Origin of the sequence: Bacillus sp. ms-22 (assembly GCF_009759805.1) — a bacterium.
Classification (GTDB): Bacteria; Bacillota; Bacilli; order Bacillales; family Bacillaceae; genus Bacillus; species Bacillus xiamenensis.
Genome location: NZ_CP046653.1, coordinates 963,238 through 986,123 on the forward strand (window position 1 = coordinate 963,238; position 22,886 = coordinate 986,123).

General features: G+C 41.0%; 27 protein-coding genes and 1 pseudogene. 19 read left to right on the plus strand and 9 right to left on the minus strand.

The features are described from left to right. Positions 1 to 76 precede the first annotated feature (76 nt). Both GPA07_RS04930 and lipA read left to right on the plus strand, forming a co-directional pair. Positions 77 to 286, plus strand: a complete 210-nt coding sequence (locus GPA07_RS04930) for a hypothetical protein (protein ID WP_008360458.1) — start codon at positions 77 to 79, stop codon at positions 284 to 286. Next, a complete protein-coding gene (lipA, locus tag GPA07_RS04935) occupies positions 243 to 1,139 on the plus strand; it encodes a lipoyl synthase (RefSeq protein WP_008360456.1) in 897 nt (298 codons plus the stop codon). Before GPA07_RS04930 ends, lipA begins: the two co-directional genes overlap by 44 nt. A gap of 39 nt (positions 1,140 to 1,178) precedes the next feature. Here lipA and GPA07_RS04940 read toward each other — a convergent pair whose 3' ends face one another. Then, positions 1,179 to 1,814, minus strand: coding sequence for a YhcN/YlaJ family sporulation lipoprotein (locus tag GPA07_RS04940; RefSeq protein ID WP_008360454.1), 636 nt, complete (start codon positions 1,812 to 1,814; stop codon positions 1,179 to 1,181). 120 nt (positions 1,815 to 1,934) lie between these two features. Here GPA07_RS04940 and GPA07_RS04945 point away from each other — a divergent pair, with 120 nt between their 5' ends. From GPA07_RS04945 to GPA07_RS04955, 3 genes are read left to right on the plus strand one after another with little or no spacing between them, the layout of a single operon-like run. Beyond that, complete coding sequence (locus GPA07_RS04945) at positions 1,935 to 2,210, plus strand: YutD family protein (RefSeq protein WP_024423368.1); 276 nt, start codon at positions 1,935 to 1,937, stop codon at positions 2,208 to 2,210. Positions 2,211 to 2,229: 19 nt separating this feature from the next. Further along, positions 2,230 to 2,664: a DUF86 domain-containing protein gene (locus tag GPA07_RS04950; RefSeq protein WP_008360450.1), complete on the plus strand. Its 435-nt coding sequence runs from the start codon at positions 2,230 to 2,232 to the stop codon at positions 2,662 to 2,664. An 18-nt stretch (positions 2,665 to 2,682) separates the two neighbouring features. Then, the gene (locus GPA07_RS04955; protein ID WP_145939433.1) at positions 2,683 to 3,456 is read left to right on the plus strand and encodes a TIGR01457 family HAD-type hydrolase; all 774 of its coding nucleotides are present in this window, start codon (positions 2,683 to 2,685) and stop codon (positions 3,454 to 3,456) included. Between the two features lie 43 nt (positions 3,457 to 3,499). Here the strand turns inward: GPA07_RS04955 and GPA07_RS04960 are convergent, their stop codons facing one another. After that, on the minus strand, positions 3,500 to 4,000 hold the full coding sequence (locus GPA07_RS04960) for a phosphatidylglycerophosphatase A family protein (protein ID WP_008360446.1): 501 nt from the start codon (positions 3,998 to 4,000) through the stop codon (positions 3,500 to 3,502). Positions 4,001 to 4,113: 113 nt separating this feature from the next. On the opposite strand from GPA07_RS04960, the gene yutH reads away from it, so the two are divergent. From yutH to GPA07_RS04990, 6 genes are all read left to right on the plus strand, one after another. Then, positions 4,114 to 5,154 carry a spore coat putative kinase YutH gene (gene yutH / locus GPA07_RS04965; RefSeq protein WP_157292123.1) on the plus strand — a complete coding sequence of 347 codons (1,041 nt, stop codon included), beginning with the start codon at positions 4,114 to 4,116 and terminating at the stop codon, positions 5,152 to 5,154. A gap of 74 nt (positions 5,155 to 5,228) precedes the next feature. Continuing rightward, positions 5,229 to 6,197, plus strand: a complete 969-nt coding sequence (locus GPA07_RS04970; RefSeq protein ID WP_157292124.1) for a 2-hydroxyacid dehydrogenase — start codon at positions 5,229 to 5,231, stop codon at positions 6,195 to 6,197. 222 nt (positions 6,198 to 6,419) lie between these two features. After that, positions 6,420 to 7,721: a homoserine dehydrogenase gene (locus GPA07_RS04975; protein ID WP_008360441.1), complete on the plus strand. Its 1,302-nt coding sequence runs from the start codon at positions 6,420 to 6,422 to the stop codon at positions 7,719 to 7,721. After that, entirely contained in the window at positions 7,721 to 8,782 is a 1,062-nt protein-coding gene (gene thrC / locus GPA07_RS04980; protein WP_008360439.1) for a threonine synthase, read from the plus strand. Before GPA07_RS04975 ends, thrC begins: the two co-directional genes overlap by 1 nt. Beyond that, positions 8,779 to 9,711, plus strand: a complete 933-nt coding sequence (gene thrB / locus GPA07_RS04985) for a homoserine kinase (protein ID WP_008360437.1) — start codon at positions 8,779 to 8,781, stop codon at positions 9,709 to 9,711. Before thrC ends, thrB begins: the two co-directional genes overlap by 4 nt. Before the next feature lie 101 nt (positions 9,712 to 9,812). Beyond that, complete coding sequence (locus tag GPA07_RS04990) at positions 9,813 to 11,780, plus strand: alpha/beta hydrolase family protein (protein WP_157292125.1); 1,968 nt, start codon at positions 9,813 to 9,815, stop codon at positions 11,778 to 11,780. Positions 11,781 to 12,021: 241 nt separating this feature from the next. Here GPA07_RS04990 and GPA07_RS04995 read toward each other — a convergent pair. Then, positions 12,022 to 12,321, minus strand: a pseudogene (locus tag GPA07_RS04995) (NifU family protein). A gap of 121 nt (positions 12,322 to 12,442) precedes the next feature. Between GPA07_RS04995 and GPA07_RS05000 the strand changes: the two are divergent. Then, complete coding sequence (locus tag GPA07_RS05000) at positions 12,443 to 12,772, plus strand: YuzD family protein (protein ID WP_071168660.1); 330 nt, start codon at positions 12,443 to 12,445, stop codon at positions 12,770 to 12,772. Between the two features lie 101 nt (positions 12,773 to 12,873). Then, positions 12,874 to 13,104 carry a WYL domain-containing protein gene (locus tag GPA07_RS05005; protein ID WP_157292126.1) on the plus strand — a complete coding sequence of 77 codons (231 nt, stop codon included), beginning with the start codon at positions 12,874 to 12,876 and terminating at the stop codon, positions 13,102 to 13,104. A 49-nt stretch (positions 13,105 to 13,153) separates the two neighbouring features. Here GPA07_RS05005 and GPA07_RS05010 read toward each other — a convergent pair whose 3' ends face one another. After that, positions 13,154 to 14,221, minus strand: a complete 1,068-nt coding sequence (locus GPA07_RS05010; protein WP_008357258.1) for an NAD(P)/FAD-dependent oxidoreductase — start codon at positions 14,219 to 14,221, stop codon at positions 13,154 to 13,156. Between the two features lie 256 nt (positions 14,222 to 14,477). Here GPA07_RS05010 and GPA07_RS05015 point away from each other — a divergent pair, with 256 nt between their 5' ends. The 3 genes from GPA07_RS05015 to erpA all read left to right on the plus strand — a co-directional run bounded on the left by GPA07_RS05015 (position 14,478) and on the right by erpA (position 16,276). Then, the gene (locus GPA07_RS05015; protein WP_008346813.1) at positions 14,478 to 14,714 is read left to right on the plus strand and encodes a YuzB family protein; all 237 of its coding nucleotides are present in this window, start codon (positions 14,478 to 14,480) and stop codon (positions 14,712 to 14,714) included. A gap of 271 nt (positions 14,715 to 14,985) precedes the next feature. Further along, positions 14,986 to 15,840, plus strand: coding sequence for a diaminopimelate epimerase (gene dapF / locus GPA07_RS05020; protein ID WP_157292127.1), 855 nt, complete (start codon positions 14,986 to 14,988; stop codon positions 15,838 to 15,840). A 73-nt stretch (positions 15,841 to 15,913) separates the two neighbouring features. Continuing rightward, positions 15,914 to 16,276 (plus strand): iron-sulfur cluster insertion protein ErpA, encoded by a 363-nt coding sequence (gene erpA / locus GPA07_RS05025; protein ID WP_008357254.1) that lies wholly within the window; start codon positions 15,914 to 15,916, stop codon positions 16,274 to 16,276. 214 nt (positions 16,277 to 16,490) lie between these two features. On the opposite strand, the gene GPA07_RS05030 is transcribed toward erpA, so the two are convergent. Next, a complete protein-coding gene (locus GPA07_RS05030; protein ID WP_034738671.1) occupies positions 16,491 to 16,808 on the minus strand; it encodes a DUF1433 domain-containing protein in 318 nt (105 codons plus the stop codon). Positions 16,809 to 16,861: 53 nt separating this feature from the next. On the opposite strand from GPA07_RS05030, the gene GPA07_RS05035 reads away from it, so the two are divergent. Then, positions 16,862 to 18,298 carry a lipase gene (locus GPA07_RS05035; RefSeq protein ID WP_157292128.1) on the plus strand — a complete coding sequence of 479 codons (1,437 nt, stop codon included), beginning with the start codon at positions 16,862 to 16,864 and terminating at the stop codon, positions 18,296 to 18,298. A 12-nt stretch (positions 18,299 to 18,310) separates the two neighbouring features. Next, complete coding sequence (locus GPA07_RS05040) at positions 18,311 to 18,628, plus strand: hypothetical protein (RefSeq protein WP_157292129.1); 318 nt, start codon at positions 18,311 to 18,313, stop codon at positions 18,626 to 18,628. 213 nt (positions 18,629 to 18,841) lie between these two features. Here the strand turns inward: GPA07_RS05040 and GPA07_RS05045 are convergent, their stop codons facing one another. From GPA07_RS05045 to GPA07_RS05055, 3 genes are all read right to left on the minus strand, one after another. Next, positions 18,842 to 19,738, minus strand: a complete 897-nt coding sequence (locus GPA07_RS05045) for a DUF2268 domain-containing putative Zn-dependent protease (RefSeq protein ID WP_157292130.1) — start codon at positions 19,736 to 19,738, stop codon at positions 18,842 to 18,844. Beyond that, complete coding sequence (locus GPA07_RS05050; RefSeq protein ID WP_198303840.1) at positions 19,722 to 20,489, minus strand: MerR family transcriptional regulator; 768 nt, start codon at positions 20,487 to 20,489, stop codon at positions 19,722 to 19,724. The genes GPA07_RS05045 and GPA07_RS05050 overlap by 17 nt, the downstream gene beginning before the upstream one ends. A 159-nt stretch (positions 20,490 to 20,648) precedes the next feature. Next, positions 20,649 to 21,065, minus strand: a complete 417-nt coding sequence (locus tag GPA07_RS05055; protein WP_157292132.1) for a hypothetical protein — start codon at positions 21,063 to 21,065, stop codon at positions 20,649 to 20,651. 202 nt (positions 21,066 to 21,267) lie between these two features. Between GPA07_RS05055 and GPA07_RS05060 the strand changes: the two genes are divergently transcribed. Further along, positions 21,268 to 21,474 (plus strand): hypothetical protein, encoded by a 207-nt coding sequence (locus GPA07_RS05060; protein WP_008346803.1) that lies wholly within the window; start codon positions 21,268 to 21,270, stop codon positions 21,472 to 21,474. 46 nt (positions 21,475 to 21,520) lie between these two features. On the opposite strand, the gene yumC is transcribed toward GPA07_RS05060, so the two are convergent. Then, on the minus strand, positions 21,521 to 22,519 hold the full coding sequence (gene yumC, locus GPA07_RS05065) for a ferredoxin--NADP reductase 2 (protein WP_008357239.1): 999 nt from the start codon (positions 22,517 to 22,519) through the stop codon (positions 21,521 to 21,523). Between the last annotated feature and the right edge of the window lie 367 nt (positions 22,520 to 22,886).

A 22,886-nucleotide genomic window follows, 5' to 3' on the forward strand; every position in this document is an offset into this window, starting at 1 on the left:
GGTTAGATCGCTATAATTCATAAGAAGAAAATGTTAGTAATTTTCTTCAGTTATTTTAGGAGGCTTATGGGTATTTTTGAAGCTCATTCCCTTGTTGTTCAATCTGTACTATGTTAAAGTGTCTAAAGAAAAGGCTTTAGGCCGAAGATTCAATTTTTTGCAGCTGCTGGCTGCATCCATCGTATATAGCAGGAAGATTTTTGTATATGCACCTTTAACGAATTCATATGGAGATGATGGAATTGGCAAAGAAGGAAGAGCACGTAAGAAAACCGGACTGGCTTAAAATTAAGCTGAATACGAATGAAAACTATACCGGTTTGAAAAAAATGATGCGGGAAAACAACCTGCATACCGTTTGTGAGGAAGCGAAATGTCCGAATATTCACGAATGCTGGGCAGTGAGAAGAACCGCTACATTTATGATCCTAGGATCAGTTTGTACGCGCGCATGCCGTTTCTGTGCGGTGAAAACCGGACTTCCAACTGAGTTAGACTTGCAAGAGCCTGAACGCGTTGCAGATTCAGTGGCTTTGATGAACCTAAAGCACGCGGTGATAACAGCGGTTGCAAGGGATGACCAAAAAGATGGCGGAGCAGGCGTATTCGCTGAAACTGTTCGTGCCATTAGAAGAAAAAGTCCATTCACAACAATTGAAGTTCTCCCTTCAGACATGGGTGGCAATTATGATAATTTGAAAACGTTAATGGATACACGCCCTGATATTTTAAATCACAATATTGAAACAGTACGCAGGTTAACGCCAAGGGTTCGTGCACGGGCTACATACGACCGTTCATTAGAATTCTTGCGTCGTGCAAAAGAAATGCAACCCGACATTCCAACGAAATCGAGCATTATGATTGGACTCGGTGAAACGAAGGAAGAAATCATTGAAGTCATGGATGATCTTCTTGCCAATAATGTCGACATCATGGCGATTGGTCAGTATTTACAGCCTTCGAAAAAGCATTTAAAAGTGCAAAAATACTACCATCCAGATGAGTTTGCAGAGCTAAAGGAAATTGCGATGTCAAAAGGCTTTAGCCACTGTGAAGCAGGGCCGCTGGTTCGATCTTCATACCATGCAGACGAACAAGTAAACGAAGCGTCTAAGAAGCGTCAGGCGCAAGCATAACAAAGAAAACGCCAGAGCTCTCTGGCGTTTTTTCTCATGTTAATTTTGGCCGTAAGGTGCGTTTCGTCTCATGGTCCGATCGGAATTCGTCATGCCATTGGCATCTTCTTTTGTTGAAATATCTCCGCCTTGAGGAGAGTATTTCATTTGTTGAATCGTTTTGGTTAAAATTTGATCAAAATCACGTGAATTGGTTTGAAGACGTGAAAAATTGGCAATGGATTGAAAGTGCTCTGGGTTATCAGAGACGTACACGTGATAATAACGAGGGAGAACAGATACCGCTGTTTTTTTCACTTGATCGGCTGATTCATTTCGGTTTTTGTTCCCTGTTCGATACACAATGAGTGCATCCTCATCTGTGACAAGTGTGGCTGCATCTTTTATATTTGGCAGCTGTACGGCCAAACTTGTTATCACGTGGGCAAGATGCTCACGATTTAAAGCAGGTGTTTTTTCTTTCTGATCTGTTACTTGCTGCCGCTGATAACGAACATATCCGGCTCTGTTTGTGTCTGCTGCTGGCATGTTGGAATTATTTCCTTCATGACGATCAGACAGGCGGATGGTTTTACTTGAAGAATCTTCATCCACTTGCCGGTTCATGCCTGATTGAAAGCCGCACCCGCCTAAAAGCATGCAGAGGAGAATAGTGGCTGTCAGTTGTTTCATCATAAATGTGACCTCCTTTTTTCTTTAGCTTCGGCTAAATCGGAAAAAACATGCTTTAGCAATTGATGGAGTTGTTCCAATGAATTATCATTAAAGATGGATCGTTTAAAAAGAGGTGAGAAGATGATCGTCGTTCAGAATGCTACCTTTGATCTTGTAAGAGATATCAAAGACGGCTTTAATGAGGAAGCGTTTAAAGCAAGGTACTCAGATATTTTAAATAAGTATGATTATATTGTGGGGGATTGGGGCTATAACCAGCTGAGACTGAAGGGGTTCTTTGATGACCAAAACCAAAAGGCCACATTCGATACAAAAATCAGCACACTCGATGAATACATTTATGAATACTGTAATTTTGGCTGTGCCTATTTTGTCTTAAAACGAATCAGAAAATAACGCAAAGGGGAGCGTCATGATGTATTTCGTAGACAGAAAGAAGATTGAAGAGACATTACGTTTTTTCGAGGAGCAATATGATTTGATGAGAAGTCATCAAACATGGACAAGTCCTTTAGAAAAAAAAGCGCTGGAACGAATCGTTCATTTGCTCGTCGAATGTATTCTTGATACAGGAAATGATATGATTGACGGCTTTATCATGCGGGATCCAGGAAGCTATGATGACATCATGGATATTCTTGTTGATGAAAAGGTCGTACCAACAGAAGAAGGCACTCAGCTGAAAAAGCTTGTCTCGTGCCGCAAAACACTTGTTCAGCAATATCAGGAAGTGGTTCATCACGACTTGTTGCAGGTGATCAGCGAGGTAGAACAGTCGCTTCAAGTTTTCCCACGCCGAATTCGTACCTATTTGGAGCAGGAGCTTGGACCAGTATCAGCGTTTAAATAAATCATTGGAGTTGTGAACATCATGAAATACAAAGGCTATTTAATTGATTTAGACGGAACGATGTATAAAGGAACAGAAAAAATCGAAGAGGCGGGTCAATTTGTTCATAAGTTAAATGAGCTGAACATCCCTTATTTGTTTGTAACAAATAACTCTTCACGCACCCCAAAGCAGGTAGCAGAAAAACTTGTTTCATTCGATATTCCAGCAACGGAAGAACAAGTCTTTACAACAAGTATGGCGACGGCAAATTATATTGCAGAACAAAAGAAAGATGCCTCGGTGTATGTGATCGGCGAAGAAGGGATCAAGCAGGCCATTGAAGAAAAAGGCCTGTCGTTTGCTCAAGAAGATGCTGATTTCGTTGTCGTTGGAATAGACCGCGGCATTACATATGAAAAACTAGCGGTAGGCGCTATTGCAATCCGTCAAGGCGCACAATTTGTCTCGACAAATGGAGATATTGCCATTCCAACAGAAAGAGGGCTGTTACCTGGAAATGGCTCATTAACCTCTGTGCTGACGGTTACAACAACGGTTCAGCCAACATTTATCGGAAAACCAGAGTCTATCATTATGGAGCAAGCTATGCGGGTGCTCGGGACAGATGTGTCTGAGACGCTCATGGTAGGCGATAATTATGATACCGATATTATGGCAGGAATGAATGCAGGGATGGATACACTCCTCGTCCATACAGGCGTGACGACAAAAGAGCTGCTTCAGCAGGTTGAAAGGCAGCCAACCTATGTGATTGATTCATTATCTGAGTGGATCGAGCGATTATCATAATGCAAAAGAGGACAAGCGTTAGACGCGCGTCCTCTTTTTTCTTTTACTCTGCATTTCTCGCACTATGTGCCAATCTGCTTGATGCTGCCGCTGCGATGGCGCCGACAATGTCATCTAAAAACGTGTGGCATTCGCCGGTGGACTTATCATTGAGCTTGCCGAGAATCCCTGGTTTTTCTTTATCGATATATCCGTAATTCGTAAAGCCGATGGATCCATAAATATTAACGATGGCAAAGGACAAAATTTCATCAACCCCGTATAGACTTTCATCTGTTGCAAGAATGGATTGCAGCGGCTCCGTCAGCTTTTTTTGTTCAGCGAGAACATCTAATTCCACACCTGTTAAAATGGCATTTTGGACTTCACGTTTTGCGATGACACGTTCCACATTGTGGATACACTCTGTCATGTCTAAGCCAGGATGATACTTTTCCTGTAAAAAGAAGACAAGGTCTGCTATATCTTGAATGGTTACGCCTCGTTCTTGTAAACGGCGTCTTGCTGTTTTTTCTACTTCGTTCATCTCATGATGATGCGGCATGTTCCTCACCCAATCCTCGTAATTTGTCCACAACGTGTGAAAAAGCTTTGGATAGTAAATAGTATTCATAAATCCCTCAACCTGCGACTACGATATGATAAGAGACTGATCATATGAACGCAGGTGAAAACATGAAAGAAACCATTTATCACACATTTGGTATTGATGTTCGTCAATTTATGCCATATGGCAGTTATCAGAGCTTTCAAACGGCGAACGCTCTCTTCCTCATTGTTCCCGTGTCTCATTTGCGAGAAGAAGAACTCACAGAGCTTTATCATATCAGTCAGTATTTACTGAATAACGGTGACCCATACGTCGCCGTGTTTGAATTAACGAATGAAGAAAAACCGACCTTTACCCATGGAAAAGAGCTGTACGCTTTATTAAAGGCCGCGCCGCCGATCACAAGCCGCTCGTTTCAGCCTGCGTCAGAGCTGGCGGCCTTTCATGTGAGGGGAAGAGGGTTTCCCTATGAGGTATCTGAAACAAAACGTGTGGGGGCCTGGAAGGAATTGTGGGCAAAACGGTTAGATCAGCTTGAAGGCTTCTGGATGCAGCAAATGCATCACAAGCCGCTGGAACGATTTGAGAAAAAATTCATTGAATCCTTTCCGTATTATCTTGGATTAACGGAAAATGCCATTCAATATTTAGTGGATACAGAGCTTGATGATGAACCGAAAGAATGTGACTCGGGTACTGTTTGTCACCAGCGCTTTTCACGTATGACATGGCCGAATGAGCAGCCGCTTCGGTTACCTGTTGATTGGGTATTTGACCATCCAACAAGAGATATCGCAGAATATTTGAGAGAGACCTTTGTACAGCATAAAGAGGATTTAATTGAAGAGGGATTTTCCTTTTTGCAGCAATATGAGCAGGTCACCCCACTTTCATCATTTTCAAAGCGTTTATTATATAGTCGCCTCTTGTTCCCGCTTCACTATTTCGAAATTGTTGAGGGCTACTATATGTCAGGCGAAAATGAGAAATCCTATTATGAGCAGCGATTAGATTATGTCTTAAATGATGCCAGCCGCTATGAATATTTTCTCAAGGTCTTTCAAGAAATGAGTGCTATGAGAAGCGGCGGCAATCTCATTCCGCCTGTTGGATGGATTCATCAATCCGCTGAGTTGAAGTTTCAGTGAACAGACGAAACGTCTCTTTTCTCTTGAGGCGTTTTTCGTTATGCTTAAAGAAATCAATCAAAGGAGTGTTCTTCTTGTCTAAACCTTATGTCTATATCACAAGAAAGCTAGATGAAACAACACTTACACCATTAAAAGAAGCCGCTCATATCGAGATGTGGCCGCGCGACGATGAGCCATGTCCAAGAGAAGAGTTAGTGAAACAAGCCGCAAAGGCCGATGGGCTTTTAACCATGCTATCAGATCAAGTTGATGAGGCGCTTTTATCACATGCTCCAAACCTAAAAGTGGTCGCGAATCTTGCTGTTGGCTACGACAATATTGATCTTGAAGCAGCTAAAAAGCGCGGGATCACTGTATGTCATACACCGGATGTATTAACAGAATCCACGGCCGATTTAGCCTTTGCTCTTCTGATGGCATCAGCTAGACGGATTGTCGAGGCGAGTGATTGGATTAAGGAAGGAAAATGGACAGGCTGGGGACCGCTTCTTCTTGCCGGTGCGGATGTTCATCACAAAACCCTCGGAATTGTCGGAATGGGAAGCATTGGAACAGCTCTTGCCAAACGGGCCGCAGGCTTTGAGATGAAGGTACTTTATCATAATCGTTCAAGAAAGCCAGAAGCAGAAGCGCGGCTAGGTGTGACCTATGCCACATTTGATGAGCTGCTGACGCAGTCTGATTTCATCGTTTGCCTGACGCCTTTAACCCCGGAAACAAAAGAAATGTTCAATAAGAAAGCATTTGATCAGATGAAGAACACAGCTTACTTCATCAACGTTTCCAGAGGGCAGACTGTGGAGGAGGATGCTTTATATGAAGCTGTTACGACAGGAAAAATTGCAGGAGCAGGTCTGGATGTATTTAGCAAGGAGCCTGTCAGCCCTGATCACCCGTTAACGACATTACCAAACGTTACGGTCCTTCCTCATATCGGAAGCGCAAGTGTCGAAACGAGAAAAAAGATGATGCATTTATGTGCTGAAAACATAGCGCTTGTCCTGCAAAATCAACAAGCCAAAACGCCGGTTCAGGCGTAATGGAAAGCTTCTCTGCTTCGGAAGCTTTTCTCACAAAAATATTTCGAAAATATAGAATCTTGATATAAATAGCTGTTAAGCGGTTTCATTCTCATATTCTCTTATTTTATTACCTTGTCAAAATGAGGATACCCCTTTATAATGTGTGTACATTGAATGTCTGTGTTAGGTTAACAAATGTCCTCTGTAAGAGGACATTTACGAGGAAAGGTGGAATTTCAGGTGAAGGCAATTCGAGTGGGACTACTAGGATTAGGAACAGTGGGGAGCGGTGTCGTTAAGATTATTCAAGATCATCAGGATAAATTAATGCACCAGATCGGCTGTCCGGTATTAATACAAAAAGTGCTTGTGAGCAATCCCGATAAAAAAAGAGATGTGGATGTCGCAAGAGAGGTCTTCACAACTGAAGTATACGATGTGATTCGAGATCCAGAGATCGACGTCATTATTGAAGTGATGGGCGGCATTGAAGAGACAAAACAATATTTAATAGATGCGTTAAATGAGAAAAAACATGTCATTACAGCCAATAAAGATTTAATGGCGCTATATGGCACAGAGCTTTTACATGTAGCAAAAGAAAACGGCTGTGACCTTTACTATGAAGCAAGTGTGGCAGGTGGGATTCCCATTTTGCGTACACTGGAGGAAGGATTAGCCTCTGACCGCATCACAAAGATGATGGGCATCGTGAACGGCACAACCAATTTTATTTTAACGAAAATGAATGTCGATAAAAGTGCATATGAGGATGTCTTAAAAGAAGCGCAAGAGCTTGGCTTTGCAGAATCAGACCCGACAGCTGATGTAGAAGGGCTGGATGCAGCAAGGAAGATGGCCATCCTGGCAAGACTCGGTTTTTCCATGAATGTGGATTTAGAGGATGTGAAGGTCAAAGGTATTTCTGACATCTCTGATGAGGACATTAGTTTCAGTAAACGATTTGGCTATACAATGAAGCTGATTGGTATTGCCCAGCGGGACGGAGAGAAAGTGGAGGTCAGTGTACAGCCAACCTTACTCCCTGATCATCATCCACTATCATCCGTCAACAATGAATTTAATGCCGTGTATGTCTACGGAAGTGCTGTCGGAGAAACGATGTTTTACGGACCTGGGGCAGGAAGCCTGCCAACGGCAACAGCTGTTGTATCTGACTTAGTCGCAGTCATGAAAAACATGCGTCTTGGCGTAAATGGCAGTGGCTTTATTGCACCACAATTTGAGAAGAAAATTAAGGCATCATCTGAAGTATTTGCTCAGCAATTTTTAAGAATTCATGTGAGAGATCAAGTCGGTGCTTTCTCCCGCATTACATCTATTTTTTCTGAAAGAGGCATCAGCTTTGAAAAGATCCTTCAGCTTCCTGTGAAAGGGCATGATGAGCTGGCTGAAATCGTCATTATTACACATCAGACGTCAGAAGAAGATTTCGCGAATATCCTGCAAACATTAAACGATCTCGACGTGGTGGTTCAAGTGAAAAGCACGTACCGAGTAGAAGGGAACGGTTTAAGCTGATGAAGTGGAATGGACTCATTGAAGAATTTCAAGAATTCTTACCAGTAAACGAACACACACCAAAACTAACATTAAATGAAGGGAATACACCGCTGATCCACCTCGCCAAGCTTTCGGAAAAGCTGGGGATTGAGCTGCATGTGAAAACAGAAGGCGTCAATCCAACGGGTTCTTTTAAGGACCGCGGGATGGTCATGGCTGTTGCCAAGGCAAAAGAAGAAGGCAATGATACGGTTATGTGTGCTTCAACAGGGAATACGTCTGCAGCAGCGGCGGCTTATGCAGCTCGCGCTGATATGAAATGTATCGTCATCATTCCAGATGGGAAAATTGCCTTTGGTAAGCTGGCACAGGCGGTCATGTACGGAGCAGAAATCATTGCCATTGACGGCAACTTTGATGATGCGCTGAAAATTGTTCGCAGCATCTGTGAAAAAGCACCTATCGCCCTCGTTAACTCCGTCAATCCATACCGTATTGAAGGACAAAAGACAGCAGCATTTGAAATTTGTGAGCAGCTAGGCTCTGCGCCAGACGTATTAGCGATTCCTGTTGGAAATGCAGGGAATATCACAGCGTACTGGAAAGGCTTCAAAGAATATCATGAGAAAAAAGGCACTGGACTGCCAGTCATGCGCGGTTTTGAAGCAGAAGGTGCAGCAGCCATCGTTCGAAATGAAGTGATCGAGCAGCCAGAAACAGTCGCAACGGCCATTCGTATCGGAAATCCAGCGAGCTGGAAGCAAGCTGTAGCAGCGGCAAATGAATCAAACGGAAAAATTGATGAAGTAACAGACGAGGAAATTCTTCATGCGTATCAATTGATCGCACGTGAAGAAGGTGTGTTTGCAGAGCCGGGATCATGTGCATCAATTGCGGGCGTACTCAAGCAAGTGAAATCTGGAGAAATTAAGCCAGGTAGTAAAGTCGTCGCTGTACTGACAGGAAACGGATTAAAAGATCCGAATACGGCGATTGATATTTCGCACATCAAGCCGGTCACACTGGATGCAGATGAAGATCAAATTCTCGAACATTTAGAAAAGGCCGCACGCGTATGAGTGGAGCCTCCATGCTTTTTTCCATCACAGTACCGGGAAGCACTGCCAATTTAGGACCAGGCTTTGATTCAGTCGGAATGGCGCTCAGCCGCTATTTAAAGCTATCGGTCTATGACCATGATAGCTGGCTGTTTGAAGCAGAAACAGATGTCGTGTCTGGTATTCCATCAGGCACCGATAACCTGATTTATCAAACAGCCAAAAAGGTTGCAGATGACTTTGGAAAAACACTCCCGTCTGTTCATGTCAAAGTGTGGAGTGATATTCCATTGGCAAGGGGGCTGGGCAGCAGTGCTGCCGCCATCGTGGCCGCCATTGAGCTTGCCAATCAGCTGCTTGAATTAAATATGACCGATGATCAGAAGCTCTTTTTTGCAAGTGAGGTAGAAGGTCATCCAGATAATGCTGGTGCCTCATTATTCGGTGGTTTACTCATTGGCCTTCATGAAGAAGACAAGACCCATGCCGTTAAAGTGCAGCATGTGGATGTAGATGTTGTCGTTGTGATTCCTTTTTACGAGGTGCTCACAAAGGATGCCCGTGATGTCCTGCCAGAGGATTTTTCTTATAAACAGGCTGTGAGCGCGAGTGCTGTAAGTAACGTCCTTGTCGCCGCCTTAATGACGCAGAACTGGCCGCTTGTAGGGGAAATGATGAACAAAGATTTATTTCATCAGCCTTACCGCACAATGCTTGTTCCAGAACTGTCAAAGGTGGAGCACGTTGCTTCATTAAAAGGAGCGTATGGAACCGCACTAAGCGGTGCTGGGCCGACCATTTTAACATTAGTGGAAAAAGGGAAGGGAGAAGCACTGAAAAAGCAGCTTGCCCAAAATTTCCCGCATTGCGAAGTAGATGTGCTGACGGTGCCGGCAGAAGGTGTCGTCGTGGAGCATCACTCTGTGAATCAAGTAAAGAACGTGCTGTGAAGACGCACGTTCTTTTTTATCCTTGTTTTTCAGAAGAAAAGCAGGGATGATTATTTAGAGAAGCGAACTATTTTTTATACATAAAAGGGGGAGATGTATTGATGAAGAAATTGATCACAGCCGAGGACTTAACGAAAATCGTGTCCGTTTCTCATCCGGTCTATTCACCAGACGGCAAAAAGGCTGTGTTTACAAAGGTAACGGTGAATGAAAAAAAGGATGATTACAATATTCATTTATGGGTGCGAGATGAAGAGACAGGGGAGCTGTCTCAATGGACATTTGATGATGGAAAGCACCATCAGCCGGCATGGTCAAAAGACGGGAAGCAGCTAGCCTTTATTTTGCAGAAGCCAAAAGAAGTCCCTCAGCTCGCACTCATCAACAGCCGAGGGGGCGGCGTGCGCACATTGACGAAGATTCCATACGGGGTATCACATCCTGTATTTTCGCCTGACGGGGATTTTATTTATGCGGCAGTATCATTAAAACAAACAGAATCAGTTTATGATGAAAAAATGGAAGAGCGAGATGACTTTGCTCCGGCGGTATATGATGATTTGACTTATAAAGCAGATGGAAGAGGCTTTTTAGATGGACGTCTGACGCAAATTGTACAAGTCGATGTGCGTTCAGGAGAGGTAGAGACTGTCACGAGTGAGCCGTATCATCATGTGAATCATGTCGTCTCTCCGTGCGGGAAGTGGCTCGCCTATATTCAATCAAACCCTCAGACGTTTTACATCAGTGACATCTGTCTCCTTTCATTAGAGGAAGGTACATCCAAGAAAATCACCCAATCAACAGGTGTTTACTCGACCGTATCATTTTCTCCAAATGGAGAAAGCCTTTTGTACATTGGACACGAACGTGAATTCCAAAATGCAACCTTCCCATCATTGTGGCTGCATGACCTGAAGGAGAAAAAGACCGTTCAATTGTCAGAAATGCTCGATATGTATGTAGGAAACTGTATGGCAGGGGATAGTGTCATGGGTGAAGCCAATCAGCTTCCGCAGTGGACAAAGGATAGTCAGGGGTTTTATGCGCTTGTTTCTGATCAAGGAAGTACCGGGATTTATTATTTCTCCACTGAAGGCTTAGCCTATCCAGTTCGGCTAGAGGCAGAACACATCACGAACTTCAGTCTTCATCCAAATGAATCAAAAATGCTGATCAGCCGCCTTTCATCTGTCTCACCTAGTGAGCTATATGAGCTGACTTTGGGGGAGTCTTCACTCAAGCAAATCACGTTTGAGCATGATGACTTTCTAAAGGAACATGTCATATCCGAACCAGAACCATTTTCTTTCCAATCGAAAGAGGGAGATGATGTACATGGCTGGTTCATGAAGCCTTCACAGATGGAAGATGGAAAGAAATATCCACTTATTTTAGAAATTCATGGCGGGCCGCATGCGATGTACGGTCATACATATTTTCATGAATTTCAAATGCTCGCTGCTGAAGGGTATGCGATTGTGTACATCAATCCTCATGGGAGTCATGGGTACGGACAGATGTTTACTGATCGTGTGAGAGGCAGCTATGGTGACGTTGATTATGAGGATGTCATGCTCGCTGTTGATGATGTGCTCGAAGCCTATGATTTCCTTGATGAAACAAGGCTCGGGGTGACAGGCGGCAGCTATGGCGGTTTTATGACCAACTGGATTGTCGGACAGACCGACCGCTTCCGTGCAGCCGTCACACAGCGGTCCATCTCGAATTGGATTAGCTTTTATGGTATTAGTGATATCGGCTATTTCTTTACAAAATGGCAAGTTGATGGGGATATTTATGATTCGGTTGATAAGCTATGGGATCGTTCGCCGCTAAAGTATGTGAAACAGGTGAAGACACCGCTTCTGATCCTGCACAGTGACGAAGATTATCGCTGCCCAGTCGACCAAGGAGAACAGCTTTTTGTGGCATTGAAGGAGCTAGGGAAAGACACGAGGTTAGTCAAATTCCCGAAGGCATCCCATGATTTATCCAGAAGCGGCCATCCGGGTCAGCGTATCCAAAGACTGACCTTTATCAAGGAATGGTTTAGAGAGAAGTTATAAGAAAAACGACCCAAATCGGGTCGTTTCAGCGTGAAGACAAACCCTCGCATTCTTTGTCAGTCCTGCGTGCCGGTGCTCACGAATGTTAAATTCGCTCCGCGCCGGTACTCGTCCTTCCTAGACTGCAAAGGTTTTCAGGTCACGCTGAAAAGAAGACAAAGGGCTAAAATAAAGATCATTTTAGCCCTTTGTCAACAATCTGAAACGACCCAAATCGGGTCGTTTTCATGTCATATATAAATTAGAAAACCTGTTCAACTTCTACAACGCCAGGTACTTCTTCTAATAATGCGCGCTCAATACCGGCTTTTAATGTAATGGTTGAACTTGGGCAGCTGCCGCATGCACCAAGAAGACGTAATTTCACAATGCCATCTTCAATGTCTACAAGCTCACAGTCTCCACCATCACGTAATAGAAATGGACGAAGTTTGTCCAGTACTTCCTGTACTTGGTCTTTCATTTCGACTTCAGTCATTAGATATAATCGCTCCTTTCACAACATATCACCATTATATTCATCTGGACGATAAAAATCTATTGATTGGTTTCAAAGTTTCCTTCTCATTATAGCACAATCTCATCTTGAAACAAAAAGTGATTTTGACTTTTTTCATACAGAAAATTCAGCTAAAATAAAGAAAGAATAGGGGGCTTGTCAAATGAAACAAATCGTTGATCTTTATGTATATGGAAGAGATGTACTGTGCGCTAGCTGCGTAAATATGCCTTCGTCAAAAGAGACATTTGAGTGGTTAGATGCAGCATTAAAACGAAAATATCCGAATCAGCCGTTTCGCATCACATATATTGATATTGAGCACCCGCCAGAAAATGAACGCCAAAAAGAATGGTCTGAACGAATTCTTGATGATGAATTCTTTTATCCGCTTGTCCTAGTGGAGGATCAAATTGTTGGAGAAGGCAATCCGAAATTAAAAGACATTTATCAAGAAATGGAGAAATACGGGTACAAAGAGAGCAGTGAATAAGCTGTTCTTTTTTTGAGAAAATAAATAGAACAAACGTTCCTTTTTGTGTTGAAAAAAGAACGCTTGTTCGTTTATAATAAAATGAAAGGAGCGTGAGCATCATGAATTATTTACTGAACCAATCTCTTCATCAGCAAATACCAATTGATATGATTTATATGAAAAAAAACGGAGAATGCACGAAACGAAAAATCATTGTACACCGTAAAACGGACCAGCTCATACAAGCGTATTGTTTATCGAAGAAAACCATGAGAACTTTTCGTAAAGACTGTATTCTTGCTCTTGCTCCGATCAAAAGAACCCATCGACCGGCATATGCCGTTTCATAGAAAAAGCTCCTTCGCTTGGAAGGAGCTTTGAGAAAAAATTCACAAAAGTTTAGCCATTATGATGTTTGTACATCCAAAGAAGCCCGGATTTTAAGAGTCGTGGAACACGGCCAACAAGCGGACGATCTGCTACTAAGCCAAAGCCAGCTTTTTTTCCTAAAGAGCCGAGTACCCCTTTTAGCTTAAACTGCGGGTAAGCTTCAGGAAGCGGCTCGTTTTTCCAGCGTTTTTGCAGGGATTGAACAATTTGTTCTGCCTGTGCCTCGGCTAGCTGTGCACTTGGGGCGTGCGGCAAGCTTGCGCAGTCACCTACGACATATACATGCTCATCTCCAGGGAGATTGTGATGAGGAGTTAAGACGACACGGCCTTGTGCGTCTTTTTCAACATCCATATCTCGAACCACTTTACTTGGCTGAATTCCTGCTGTCCACACAATGGCATCTGCTTCAATCGCATCGTCATGGTTGTAAACAACCCCTTCTTCAACCTTCGTAATATTGGCACAGTTAATGATCTTCACATCATTTTCTTCGAACCATTTTTGTACATATAAACTTAATCTTTTTGGGAAGCTTGATAGAATCAGCTCTCCTCGGTCAAAAAGAATAATGTTTAAATCAGATCGGCTTTCTCGCAGTTCACTGGCTAGCTCTACCCCGCTTAGTCCAGCACCGACAATACCAACCGTTGCGCCAGCACTTAAATTGTTTAATTTGTTATACGCAAGCCTTGACTGATCAATGGTTTGAATGCTGTATGTATGCTCTTTCGCACCTGGGACATTATGATACTTGTCCTCACAGCCGAGTCCAATCACCGTATCATCATATGAAATAGGTTCTCGGTCGCTGAATAAGATCTGTTTGTTTTCAAGATCAATTTTTTCTACTTCCCCGTATTGAATATCCAGCTTCGGATGCTCTGGAAAAGATACTCGAATGTGATGATCAGAGATCGTTCCAGCAGCAAGTGCATAATATTCTGTTTTTAAACAGTGGTAAGGATTTCGATCAATTAATGTGATAGTGACATCATCAGGTAATTGATTTGGCAATAAGCGGTGGAGAACCCGCATATTCCCGTAACCTCCGCCGATCAAGACTAAATTTTTCATGACGATTCTCCTTTTCCCCCTAGACATTGAAAAACACTTATACTAAAAAACTTTAAGTTAAAATACCAAATAAAATTATATCGAATTTACTGTGAAACCACAATAATTGTTTCAAAATAACCTACATATTCATTAGTTAGTCCTAAATAGTAAAACATTTTACGAGGAATAGGCGTAACGATTTATTTGATGCTCATGTTTTGACTAATAGAAGGAATTTCGGTAGGATGGTAAGGCAAATGTGAGGTGAAGCACAGTGTTTCCACTGATCGAATTTTGTGTAAGTAATCTTGCACAAGGGTCTCAAGAAGCAAAAGAGAAGCTTGAAAAAGACCCAAACCTAGATGTCATGGAATACGGCTGTTTAAGCTACTGCGGCAAATGCATGGACTCCCCATTTGCGCTTGTGAATGGAGAATTTGTTTCAGGAGAAAATGCAGAGCAGCTAGTCGAGCGTATTTATGCTTTTATAGAGGAAAACGACATGTTTTAAATGCACCACATAGGTCATGAGGTGCATTTTTTTTCATATATTCAGTTTCCATTTTTCAGGAGAAAATGTAGAAAGCGCATTCAATATGTTATGCTAATAAAATATCATCAAAATGAAGCATCACACGAGAGAAAAAGAGGCATATGCATAATAAAAGCCCTTTGCCATGGCAGCAAAGAGCTTCTATGTATGAAAAACGGGGGATGATAAGATTGTCTCCTGAATCGACTCCTTTTATACTATAAAGAAACAACATTTTTGGAGGACGCTCATGACATCATTTCAATTCACGAAAATGCACGGACTAGGAAATAATTATATATACGTCAATCAGATGAAGGAACAGCTTCCAGAGGAGCAACTGTCAGAGATAGCGACCCGCGTTTCTTCTGTTTATACAGGAATCGGTTCTGACGGAATGATCCTCATTTGCCCATCAGAGGTTGCACCTGTGAAGATGCGTATTTTCAACAATGATGGATCAGAGGGGAAAAACTGTGGCAACGGGCTTCGCTGCGTGGCGAAATATGTGTATGAGCATCAGATGGTGACAGACACGACGTTCCAAATTGAGACATTGTCAGGACTCGTTGAAGCCACTGTTCATGTCAAGGATGGTCATGTTCATCTAGTCACAGTAGATATGGGAAAACCACGTTTTGAAAAAGAAGCGATGCCGATGCTTGGTGAACCGGCTAGCACAACCATCAATGAGGCACTTGATTTTGGCACGGCGACATTACATGGAACGGCCGTTTCAATGGGGAACCCTCACATCGTTTTCTATTTAGAAGACATTGAACAGGCTCCGCTTGAATCACTTGGACCCATCATTGAAAAGCATGGCATGTTTCCAGAAGGCGTCAATGTAGAATTTGTTGAACGCGTCAGTGAAACGGAACTGCATTTTCGCGTGTGGGAAAGAGGTTCAGGGATTACGCAAGCGTGCGGAACAGGAGCGTGTGCTGCGGCTGTATCAACGATTGTGAATGGACATGCGAAAAAAGAAACGGACATGACGGTTCATCTAGCTGGCGGAGACCTCATCATTCGCTGGAAAGACAATGACCATGTGCTGATGACAGGGCCTGCTGAAACGATTTGTGACGGCACATTTTATCTCTAAACCATTTATTTGAGAAAAGGCATCATCACGTTTATAATTGAAAAGAAACATCCAGTCAAAAGGAGGGATGATCATGAGTACACCAGTAACGATTACAGAAGCTGCTGCATTGCAGATTAAAGATATGATGAAAGAACATGAAGAAGAAAACGCGTTCCTTCGAGTGGGCGTAAAAGGCGGCGGCTGCAGCGGACTTTCATACGGCATGGGCTTTGACCATGAAGTTTCAGAGAAAGACACGCAGTTCGAACAGCACGGCATCAAGGTCCTTGTCGACTCCGAAAGCCTTGATATCATGAACGGCACCATCATTGATTTCAAACAATCACTAATGGGCGGCGGTTTCACGATTGACAATCCGAACGCGATTGCGTCATGTGGGTGTGGTTCTTCTTTTAGAACGGCGACGAATACCGGTACGCCGGAAGAGTGTTAAGAAAGAGCGTCTAATATGATGAACCTCCACGAATAAATGAGCTATTCGTGGAGGTTTTTTGTTGTTTTAAATAGATGTCTATTTTTCATTACTACAACTTTGCCATTCTAAATATATTAGGTAATATTATTCTTGCGAGTTATGTAATAAGAAGTTTGAGTTTAATTTACCCAACATACACTCAATTGAGAATTAGTGCTTCGTGTGAATCATTTTAGAACTTTTCTTCTGCATCAACAGAAGAGCTTCCTATTTTATCATTAACAGGATCATATAGACCATCAAATTTTTTTGTTTTATCGCCATTAAGATAACCCTCCACAGTCACTCCTCCAGTTGGATCAATAAAATAGTCATCGTAATAAGAAATTTCCTGAATACCTTTGTATTCACTTTTAAGGTATTCCGTCATTTTACTTTTTGCTTTTTCAAAAATTTCATTTTCTTCTTTATTGACATCATATTGATGCTTCATAATCAGTCCTCCAAAAGTTATAATTAACAATAATAGAATAATAAGGTTTTTTTTCAAAAGATCATCCCTTTCCCTTCTATATTTACATGACATGAAAGGTGCTGCAAATATTGAGTAAACAAATTAGTACTTCTAGCCTTACAGATGAAACATATTTTAGATTGAGTCAAAGAGCCTATAATTATAATTATCTTAAGCGAAAATTACAGAATAACGAATATTTTCGAATTAATTCTTCCAAAACAAATTCAACTTATTGGTACGTTGAGAAAATAAAGACTGACGTAGATACTGGTTTGGATGCAGTTGTATTATCACAAGCGAAAAAGTCGGAAAATGGTAAGTGGATTAAGTCGAAGAATCCAGAAAATGTTGTCGTATCTTTTGCTGGAACAGATCTTGGAAAAGACCCAATCACCGATGGTGTAAAAGCTGATGGTAGTAACATTGTTCTGGGAAGTGATCCAAAAAAGGAGTCTCACTACATCGTTAAAAAAGATACAAAAGATACATCTAAAACGCTAGGAAAGTATAATGGAACTCCTTCACAAGATGCAATGCTCACTACAGGAAATTATAAACTGATTACTAAAACATCTCAAATCGATCAAGCAGATCAGCTCGTGAAGGAGATTAAAAGGAAATATAATGGAACATCGACCATTGTTTCGACAACTGGTCATTCTTTAGGTGGTGCAGAAGCTGAGTACAGTGCGGTAAATAATGATATTTATGCTGTCGCATTTAACAGCCCTTCAATCGTTAAACTACACACAAGTGAAAAACAAAAAGAAATAAACGATGGATTGTACGATCCATACGTAAGGTCTATCATCAATCCTGATGATATGGTCGGTGCTGGTTATTGGAATGAGTATGAACGTCATAATGGGACTACAATATACACAAAAGAGCCTTCCTTGTCGAGATTCAATCGAAATCAAAGGTTGAATGGTTCATTAGGAGACCAAATTGAGAAAAATCTTGCCTATTTTATAAGTACTGTTATTTTACAAAATCCAGATTCACATGGACTAAATGAAGCTAATTTTATTTTCGATGAAAATGGTCAAGTTAAAAATATAGATGGCAAAAAACTAGTATATGATAAAAATCTGGACGCCATGTTGCCCGCTGGTGTAATTGGTGGAGGAGAGGAAATAAAAGTAAACCCTAAAAGCGCAAAAAAACTGGCAGAAAAGATTGAAACAATGATTCAAGAACTGAGAAAAATAAAAAAAGAAGCCCAAAACGCCTATCAAGAACACGATGAAAAAGTGTCTGAACTTCAGACTGAATTTTTGGGTCAAGTCGGGAGTGGATTATATGATCAACTTAACGCTCAAGATGTTTCTAATACAATAGAAGATCTGTACCAATCTTTTGATAAGGGTCCTATTTTTTACGATATATATGCCGAACAATCATTCATAGATTCAATACAATTAGCAATCTCAGATCTTGAAGAAATAGGCGGGTTCTTAGATAAAATTGCAAATGATTTCGAGAAAAAAGATCAAATGCTGGCTAAATGGTTGAGATTATAGGAGGCATAAATCATGCAAACATTAAATGACCTGTTAGAGCATAAAGATGACCCAATGCGTAAGAAGATGCAACTTCAAATGTTAAAGGTTGATATGACACAAACAACAAACTCTAAACTACAAGTTGTGCAAAAGAATCTTAAAACAAAAATGGAAATGAGTACACTACAGACAGAACTAAATGAAGTATATTCAGCTCTTTTATATAGCTTTAAAGGAAAAGCCCAAAAAGCACTCGCGCAACGCATCAGTGAAAGTGCCAAACTAATCGTTAAGACCGAGCAGGATGGGGAGACGTTTATTAATAGCTTTAAAACAAGGAATACGTAAAATTTACGATTATGAAAAAATCTGTTAAGACGCCAATTATATTTGGCGTCTTTTTTGAACAACAAAAAGCTCCACGAATCAAATTCGCGGAGCTTAACTGGTTTTATAATAATTAGGTGTTCTCTTTTAACAATCTTCCGGCGTACCTGTATTTCTCGATATTCGGAAAAAAGAGCCGCATCCGCATTGTAATTCCTTCTCATCATTAAACAGTTATTTAGAAAAGAGTCCACAATTTCTAATGATGTCATCTGTGTTCAATAATGTCGCTTCTGCAATCCCTAGATTATTCAATTTCATGAAAGATTGTACAGCTTGATAGCCTACTGCATATCCTGCAAAAGGGGATAATCCGACAGGCTTATAGCCTTGTTCTTTTGCTATGGTATCACCAAACATATAACTACTGACCTCGGCAAACCCTTTGGTGTATAAAGCGTCTTTCATCACTTCTTTTGAATATTCTAAGTCCTGTTTATCAAATGAAGTGACCCAAGGTCCTAACATGCGTTCACCATAAAGTTCTTTTGCAAATGATTCAGCTAATCCTTCTATAATTAAATAATCTCCAACTGTCACGTTTCCGTAATCCCATTCAAAATATGAAAAGCGAATATTATGATGGAATTCATGTGCTATGAGAGCAGGGATACGTGGGATGTTATAAGAGTTTGAATAAATTGATACTTGGATAAATCCTGGAATTCCTCCAAAGCCACAATACCCTTTTTGTTGTTCAAGTTTTTTCGGATCAGCTATATATAGACCCAATCTCAATTCATCAGCATTTATATGGAGGTTATGTTTTTTAATAAAATTCCTACATTGATTCAAGGCGGTATTTGCCGTTTGGAGAGCTTGGATTTCTTGTAGTTTTTGTAATGCCTTTCTCCCAGTTTGTGAATCTGATACATCAAGGTAGCCAAGCATATTGGTTGCTAAGATGACATCATAGCCATTGGGCTGTTTAGCTTTTAACGGAACATTTATCATATTCCACATCTTTTCAAAAGGTTTCATCATGTTGTATCGAAAAAAATGTTCTTTATTTTCTTTCAACGAAAACAACTTTTCGTATTGGTCGATTGTATCCTCAATCATAATGTTCATTGATGTGACCTCTTTTCTGTTGAACAGCAAAGACTTTCATCGCTTCACTCATGAATGAAGCCAAGCCCTCGCCATATTGATCTATATTTTTTGTGAAACGTTCATCTTGAATATAGAGTTGACCTAATCCATAAAATGACTTCAGGGAGTATTGACTGAAGTTATCATTTAAAAAGTCATACCATTCTTTGATGGCGGCTTGTACCTCTTTGGATTGAGGAGTGCGATTGCGCAGGGACGCTAGGTTATGAAAAATCCTATCCCATCTCCCAGATAAATCATGTTGTTCCTCTGTGGACAATCGACTTAATTTGAAGTTCACGTTATCAATGGAATCATTCCCCCAGCGATAGCGAGCTTCTTCTTCATATTCATTGAATTTCATGTTCATTCCCTCAAACCTCTCTTTATTTGTCAGGTGAATTTCTCCCGTTATATGTTTTAATGTCTTATCAATATTTTCAATCATTTTATCAAGCTTATTTCGTTTCTCCATCAACATTTTTCGTTGTAAGATAAATGCTTCATGTTTATCAAATGAAGGATTGTTTATGATTTTTTTTATTTCCTTTAAGTTAAATCCCAGTTCTCTGAAAAATAATATTTGCAGTAGTGTTTCAAGGTTTTCTTCTGAATAGAGCCGGTAACCAGCATCCGTGACTTCTTTTGGGGTCAACAAACCAATTTGATCGTAATGATGAAGCGTACGAATACTAATATCAAACAATTCAACGACTTCTTTTACTTTCATATTCAACACATCTCCTTGTGATATTCACGATAAAGTATGACGTTACGTGAGGGTCAATAGAAAGGGATCAATGAATAGAAATTCGTTTTTGCAATATGATAGCATGTGATGTTGAAGATGGAAAAAATAAAAAAGAGACGCTCATCCAGCGTCTTCTTCTCATATTTCTTCTTCTATTTTTAAAAGCTCTTTATCGAGGATATAAACCAATTCATTTGTACTAGATAAATAAATCTCGACCTCTTTATTGACATCTTCCACATGGACTTCCGCCTCAACTCGAATCTTTGCTGGTTCTCCGCGATATACCACTTCAAACGTACCAATTTCCTTCGTTTGATTGTCTTTTTGCATGTTTTTCACTACAGTATGTATCTGTTTCATTTCTTGATCACTCAAACCAGAATCCAAAATCGAAGTGGACACATGTTTTAAAAAAGGTTCTAATTGATCATAATCAATATTCAATCCTGCAGCGAATTCAGCATCACGTTTGTTAAAGTCTTTTGCAAACAGTTCAACTGAGCCGCCAATCATCAGTAACAAGCTCAAACTAATCATGAAACGCTTTATCATCTTTCCACCTATCCTTCATTATGATCTTCTACTTTCTATATCGGTTGAACAGATCAAACCTTCATTGATTCGATTCCTTCTTAAACAATTGATAAATCGCTCAATTTTGTTACAGCTTGTCCTCACATCTGGCTATTTCCACTCGAAAAGAGTATCATGAGAACCAAACATAAACTGTCATCAGAAAAGAGGTTGCTGAGGTTTGAGTGAACAAATCAATTGCAGGAACTGTCATGAACTGATTCCGTATCGTTCAAAAACGTGTCCATCTTGCGGGATAGACAAGCCGCTTCCGAAAAAGGAACGTGTGAAGGATCGGGTGATTTTGGTTGTGGCGGGGATTGTTGTGGTGCTGCTTGCTGCAATGGTACTTGGAATGGCGAATGCCTATATTGGGATTTTTAAATAAACAAAAAAGGAGTTCCGCAGATGGAACTCCTTTTTTTGATCCGTTCTTATTTGTTTTCAAATAAGCTTGTGGAATGAAGTGGCTGTACACGGGCTTTCGGGTCCATGTACGCTTTTGCGTTGTTCACAGCAGTTGGTGCTTCACCAAATCCGCTTGCGATCAATTTGACTTTTCCTTCATACGTACAAATGTCCCCTGCCGCATAGAAGCCTTCGATGTTTGTTTCCATTGTGGATTTGACCACGATAGAGTTCTTTTCGATTTCAAGACCCCATTGTTTGATTGGTCCAAGGGAGGAAACAAAACCAAAGTTAACGATCACATCGTCCACATCAAGCACTTGTTTTTTATCACCTTTGACTTCTTCAAGCACAATTTGTTCAATGCGGTCTTCACCGATGAGCTCAGTTGGGACAAATGGTGTCAGCACATTGACTTTCGAGTTGTGCAAGTTTTCTACACTGTGCTCATGTGCACGGAATTTGTCACGGCGGTGAATGATGGATACTTCTTTTGCGATTGGCTCAAGCATCAGTGCCCAGTCCACCGCAGAGTCTCCGCCGCCAAGAACAGCGACACGTCTGCCAGCAAATTGGTTCAAATCATTGATGAAGTAATGCAGGTTGCTTCCTTCAAATGATTCTGCTGCGTCAAGTTCAAGCTTTCTCGGTTGGAATGCACCGTTACCAGCTGTAATGATGATCGTTTTAGAATAATGAACCTCTTGATTTGTGACGAGTTTGAAGATACCGTCTGCTTGTTTTTCAACCGTTTCCACTGCTTGCTCTAAGCAAATGGTTTGATCAAATTTATCCATTTGTTCCTTTAAATTATCAACTAATTCTTGTGCGCGGATTTTTGGGAAACCAGCCACATCATAAATGTATTTTTCAGGGTAAAGAGCAGATAGTTGACCGCCAAGCTGAGGAAGGCTTTCAATGATTTTCACACTTGCCTGTCTCATGCCTCCGTAAAACGCAGTAAACAATCCAACTGGGCCGCCCCCGATAACGGTAATGTCATATACCTTAGAATCTTCTTGCATTCCTTAATCCTCCCAAATGAAAATTGTTATCACTATATCATATCATACCACATATCGTCGTTTGACTTGTTTTGAAAAACTTGTCGTTTTTTGATGTCGGTGCTATGAAAAAGAGAAAAAAGTGAGAAAGACCGTTTATCATAAGGATTTTCAGTTTAAAGCCTTGAAAAAAGGAGCAGAACTCGCTATTATTGTTTAGGGAACTAATTATTAATTTTTTATGAATTTTTGTCGGATACGGTCAAATGCTTTCGTTTTTTGTAGGTGAAAGTTCAGATTTTCACATACTTATTTTTTTGTTTAAATTTCATAAAATGCCGCAAAGCGGTTGAGAATAACGATATGTAATTCTTCATCCGTTTTACAG